Origin of the sequence: Synechococcus sp. CCY9201 (genome assembly GCF_034931105.1) — a bacterium.
Lineage (GTDB): Bacteria > Cyanobacteriota > Cyanobacteriia > PCC-6307 > Cyanobiaceae > CBW1002.
Genome location: NZ_JAYGIC010000031.1, coordinates 1 through 5,286, shown reverse-complemented (window position 1 = coordinate 5,286; position 5,286 = coordinate 1). Strand labels below are relative to the sequence as shown.

Genomic DNA, 5,286 nt, shown 5'->3' with positions numbered 1-5,286 from the left:
CAGGGCAGCGGCCGCCAAGGGGCTGGCCAGGGGGATGGTGCCGATCAGCAACCAGGCCGGGCCCGCTGCCGAGCCAGGCTCCACCAGCTGATCCAGGGCCAGCTCGAGCTCGGCCGCCGCGATCGCCTGATCAGCGAAACCCTCGCCCCGATCCCCGGCGAAACCGCCGAAACTGCGTTCACCGGAGAGATCGCGACGCACCAGCACGATGCGGCTGGGCCGCTGCGGATCCCACTGCAGCGCCGCCCGATTCACGCCCCGTTCGGCCAGCAGACTAGCGAAGGCCTCACCGATCGGATCACGGCCCAGCCGGCCCAGAAACGCCACCGGCGTGCCCAGCCGGGCCAGGGCACAGGCCACATTGGCCGGTGCCCCGCCGAGCCGGTCATCACAGTCTGGATCGGTGGCGGGGTCCCCACCCGGCGGCCCCAGCCGATCCACCAGGGCCTCCCCGAAACAGAGCACCTGGGGCAGGGAATCCATCGATCAACGGCACGGCGATCCCTTCAGCGTGCTCCTCCAGCGCGGATCCGTCAGGCGGCGACCAAGCCCAACCGTTCCAGCAGTGCCGCAATGATGCGGGCATTGGCCGCGGGAAAGGGGTAGTCCTTCAGCTCGGCCGGCTGCACCCAGCGCACCTGCTGGGAGGCCAGCGGCTGCGGCTCGCCCCTAAGCCAGCGGCAGAGATGCACCACGAAGCGCAGCCGCTTGTGGCTGTAGGCGTGCTCGAGGGTGATCAGCTCCTCGCCCACCTCCACCGTGATCGCCAGTTCCTCGATCAGTTCGCGGGCAATGGTGGAGGCGATCGCCTCCCCAGGCTCCTGCTTGCCGCCCGGGAATTCCCACAGCCCCCCCAGCAGGCCCTCGTTAAGCCGCTGATCAATCAGCACCCGGCCGGCGGGGTCGAGCACCACCCCCACGCCGATCACCTGGAACGGCAGGGGTCTGGCGGCATCCTTCACGGGGTAGCGGGCGGGGTCGCCGGCAGCGTAGGCAGCGCAGTTCCCCTGCCAGGGACAGACGCCGCAGCTCGGTTGACGGGGCGTACAGACGGTGGCGCCGAGATCCATCAGAGCCTGGTTGAACGCCCGGGGCCGCCGCGGATCGAGCAGGGCCTCACTGAGCCGCCAGAACCCGGCCAGCTGCCGCGCCGGTGGCCGCGGACTGGCCAGCAGTCGCGCCAGCACCCGCTTGACATTGCCATCAAGGATCGCGAAGGGCTGATCAAAAGCCGACGACAGGATGCTGCCGGCGGTGCTGCGGCCGATCCCCGGCAGCGCCAACCAGCCCTCGAGCGTGCGGGGGAAGGGGTCGGGCTGAAGCCCGTCACCGCCTTCGTCACGGCCATCACCACTGTCATCGGCGTCAGCGGCCAGCAGCTGCCGTGCGCCCTGGTGCAACCGGCGGGCGCGGGAGTAGTAGCCGAGCCCCTGCCAGAGCAGCAGCACGTCGTGCTCCTCGGCGGCGGCCAGGGCCTCCAGGGTGGGGAACGCCGCCATCCAGCGGTGCCAGTAGGGCAGCACGACGCGCAGCTGCGTCTGCTGCAGCATCACCTCGGCCACCCAGGCGCGCAGGGCACAACCCTCCTCGCCATCGGCCAGCGGCAGGCCCTCGGAGCTGAGCTTCCAGGGCATGGCATGGCGGCCGTGGATCTCCCACCAGGCCAGCAGGGAGCGGCGCAGCTCAACGGCATCGACCTCCACCCACACCGGAGCGCTGGAGGCGTCAGCCGAAGCCACCGGGCCGGGGTCGGGCGATCGAGAGCGACACATTCGCTGGCGGCGCCTGGTCAGCCCTGCCTGGCGCAGCGACAGCCAATCCGGCGGCAGCAGGCTGATTCACCGGCCGGGGCACCGCTGCCACGTTGAAAGCCATGGACCAGCGCTCCCCCTCGCCGCGGAAAGGGGCGACCGAATGGGGCTGCCAGGCCGGAAACACATAGAACTCGCCGGGCACAGGCAGCACGTAGTGGGCCATGCCGGTGCGGAAGCTCTGGATGTGCCACTCCTCCGGACCGTGGAAGCAGAGCTGACCGTCGAAGCGCTCGCCGGTGATCTGGGGAGGAACCTTCAGGAAGAGCACCCCCGAGAAGCTGCCCCCGTGGGTGTGGGTGGGGTTGTAGTCGCCGGCGCGCTGCACGTTCAGCCACACATCGATCATCTGTAGCCCGTAGCGGCCAGGAATCCAGGGCCCGCGGCCCTGGGGCGGCTGCTGTTCCATCACATGGCTGATCCAGCGGTCGCAGGCGGGCAGGATCACATCGGCGCAGAGCCCAGCCACGGCCGGGAAGTGGGGACCCAGCTCGCGCTGCAGGGCCAGCTGACCGGCCAGCTTCACCGAGGCATCGGTGGTGCCGCGCGGATCGGCCAGCACCTGCTCAGCCAACTGCAGCAGGCCGGTGAGCTGGGCATCGGCCAGGTGGCCCTTGAGCAGATAGCGGGGGAAGAGGCTCTGCACCTCCATCGACAGGTCGTTGGCCACCCGGCCCTGGTCAGCTGAACGGACCCTAACGGCCATGCCCCTGGCCTCCGGCCCGCTGGTGGTGGCGCCGACCCTTGTCAGCGTCGTCGGTGGATCGGCAGCGCAGCAACTGCCAGCCGCCGGCTGCGTCGACAGGCCGGCAGGCCCAGGCGGGCGAAGCGGTGCCGTCCTGGCTGAGCACCCAGGCGCCACCGCCGGGCCCGGCCGCCTGCAGATCCCGGGCCTTCGCCAGGCGGCGGACCGGCAGGCCCGCGTACCAGTTGAGGCTGGGTCGCGCATCCTGGCGCCACATCCCGGCGGCCTCAACCTGATGGCTCTGCAACAGCGCCGCCACCGGCCGTACCGGCCAGGTTTCATTCAGTTCCCATAACCAGAACGGGCTGCAGAACAGGGCCAGCAGGGCCAGCACAGACCCGGCCCCGACCACGGAGACACCCAGGCTGCGGCCCCCAGGAGCACGGGCCCGCAGCAGCAGAGCGCCACCCAGGCTCCAGCCCCCACCCATGGCCAGCAGAATCATCCGCTGGGGCGCCAGCGCTTCCGCCGAAGGCCAGCCTGGTGGCAGCAGGGCCGGGGGGATGGCCGAGGCCAGGGCCAGCAGCAGGCCGGCAATCCCCAGCACCATCCAGAACAGGGGGATGCGGAGCACCACGCTGCGCAGCGGCGGCGCCACGGGCTGACTGGCCGGATCGATCAACCAGGCCAGCAGCGGCCCGCAGACCAGGGCGAAGGGCAGCCAGAGGGGATGGCTGTACCAGGGCAGCTGGGTGCGCAGGGGCAGCACGGTGGCCGCCATTCCCAGCTGCAGCACCAGCAACCAGCGGCCGGCGGCGCGGTGTCGCTCGCGCCAGGCCAGCCCCATGGCGAAGGGCCAGAGCGGCAACCAGGGCCAGCCGCCCTCGAGCACCTCGGTCAGGGGAACACGCCAGCCCAGATCGCTGCCTTCACCGGCCGAGAGCAGCACCCGCCCTGCCCCGTCGCCGAACCACATCCAGGCGGCGACGCTGCCCTGGGCCACGGTATGCCAGAGATGCCAGCCCAGCCCAGGCAGCAGCCCCAGCAGCAGGCCGGCGCCGAGCCGCCGCCAGCGGCGCCAGTCCATCGCCCCATCGCAGGCCAGGGCCAGGAGACCCACCGCCAGCACCGGCAGCAGCAGCGGCGCCTTGAGCAGCAGCTGGGCGCTGCCGGCCAGGCCGGTGATGGCGCTCCAGCGCCAGAGCTGCTGCTGCGGCGCCCGCACCTTCAGCAGACTCCACCACAGCAGCGCCGTGGCCGAGAGCTGGCTGCCATCAAGCATGGCGAGGCGGCCATGGCGCGCCACCGGCAACAGGCACAGCAGGATCAGGGCCGTGGCCAGGGCGGTGCGGCGCTGGCCCGGCCGCAACTCCCACTGGATCAGGCCCGCCAGGGGCACCACCAGGGTGGACAGCAGGGCCGGTACCAGCCGCACCACCCATTCGGGGGGCAGACCGGAGACCGCAGCCTGGCCAGGCAACAGGCGCCAGAGCTGCACCGCCTGGGCGATCAGCAGATGCAGCCCCGGGGCCTTGTTGGCATAGGGCTCGCCCCAGTAGGTGGGCAACAGATCGCCGTAGCGGGGGGCCTGGCTCAGCTCCAGGGCCACCCGGGCCACGATGCCCTCGTCCCAGTCGCGCAAGGGCAGGTTGCCCAGGCCCACCAGGGCCAGCAGCACCGCCACACCCCAGAGCAGCAGCAGGCCATGGCAGAGGCGGATCCGGCCACCATCACCGCCGCGAACACCACCCAGGCCCCCAGCGTCACGGCCGGCAGCAGCAGCAAAGCCCTCGAACACGCTCATGGCTTCTGGCCAGGGGGTGCGTCGGCCGATTGAGCCTTGCCTGGGGGGGCCTTGAGAGCCTGATCAATGCGGGCATAGGCCTGCGGCAGCGTGCGGCGGGCCGAGCCGATCGCCGTGAGATCGCCACCCACTACAGCCGCCAGGTCTGCGAGGCCCTGCAGCACCGGCTCCTGGCCGTGGCGGGAATGGGTGCGGGCCACCTGGCCCGCCGGCCAGGGCTTCCAGTCGATCAGCAACACGGCACTGCGGTAGGCGGCGGGCCAGGGGTTGTCCGGCAGCAGCCGCGCCAGCCGCGCCAGCCACTGCTCCGCCTGCTGCGGCCGCTCCTGCAGGATCGCGAGCAGGGTGAGGCTCCAGAGGGCCTCGATGTCGTTGGGATCGCGGCCAAGGCGCTGGCGGGCCCAGTCTTCGACCCGGCGCTGGTAGAGGAAATGGGCATCGAGCTGGTGCTGGGGCCCGATCGCCTCGAACACCCGCGCCAGCCCCTGCGGGCCATCGGCGAGTCCCGACGCCATCGCGATGAAGCTGCGATCGAAGGGCGGCACCGGCGGTGCGCTGGGGGTTCGGCGCCACAGCTCAACCTGGCGCCCCTTGCTCCAGGGCCACTGGGCCACCCGCTCGAAGCGACCGTCCTGACGCACCTGCCTGCTGAGCTGACGCACCACGCCGCGGCGGTGACCCTGATCGCCCGTGGCCAGCAGCAGCCACTCGGCCCGCTGCAGCACCAGCGCATGGTCGGCGGGGTTGCGGCCGAGGCTGCGGGCCAGCACCTGGCCTCCCTGCAGACGGCCGTAGAAGGTGGCGGTGTGGTCGTTGAGATCGCTCACGCCCGGCAGCACCAGCAGGGTGAGCGGCTGCCCCGGCTGGATCCGGTTGAGCGTGGCCATCACCTGCGGCAACGGCGACACCTGGCGCCGGGCGATCGCGTCTGCCCGCGGCTGAGCAACGGCGGCGGCGGTGGAGCCGAGGCCGGCGACCAGAGCCGC

4 protein-coding genes and 1 pseudogene are annotated in these 5,286 nt (G+C 71.8%); all 5 read right to left on the bottom strand.

Features of this window, described 5'->3' with window-relative positions:
- Positions 1 to 483: PfkB family carbohydrate kinase (locus VB716_RS03240; protein ID WP_323269701.1), on the bottom strand; the 483-nt coding region annotated here is incomplete at its 3' end.
- Between the two features lie 50 nt (positions 484 to 533).
- Complete coding sequence (gene mutT / locus VB716_RS03235) at positions 534 to 1,634, bottom strand: 8-oxo-dGTP diphosphatase MutT (RefSeq protein WP_323269703.1); 1,101 nt, start codon at positions 1,632 to 1,634, stop codon at positions 534 to 536.
- 91 nt (positions 1,635 to 1,725) lie between these two features.
- Positions 1,726 to 2,517 carry a putative 2OG-Fe(II) oxygenase gene (locus VB716_RS03230; RefSeq protein WP_231598147.1) on the bottom strand — a complete coding sequence of 264 codons (792 nt, stop codon included), beginning with the start codon at positions 2,515 to 2,517 and terminating at the stop codon, positions 1,726 to 1,728.
- Positions 2,507 to 4,300, bottom strand: a complete 1,794-nt coding sequence (locus VB716_RS03225; RefSeq protein WP_323269700.1) for an ArnT family glycosyltransferase — start codon at positions 4,298 to 4,300, stop codon at positions 2,507 to 2,509. Before VB716_RS03225 ends, VB716_RS03230 begins: the two co-directional genes overlap by 11 nt.
- Positions 4,297 to 5,286: pseudogene (locus VB716_RS03220) on the bottom strand (4-amino-4-deoxy-L-arabinose transferase); the annotation flags it as partial. The gene VB716_RS03225 and the pseudogene VB716_RS03220, both read right to left, overlap by 4 nt.

What these genes read in the sequence shown, in the direction of transcription:
- mutT (WP_323269703.1), bottom strand. Translation starts at nt 1,634, where the DNA reads ATGCCCTGGAAGCTCAGCTCCGAGGGCCTGCCGCTGGCCGATGGCGAG.
- VB716_RS03230 (WP_231598147.1), bottom strand. Translation starts at nt 2,517, where the DNA reads ATGGCCGTTAGGGTCCGTTCAGCTGACCAGGGCCGGGTGGCCAACGAC.
- VB716_RS03225 (WP_323269700.1), bottom strand. Translation starts at nt 4,300, where the DNA reads ATGAGCGTGTTCGAGGGCTTTGCTGCTGCTGCCGGCCGTGACGCTGGG.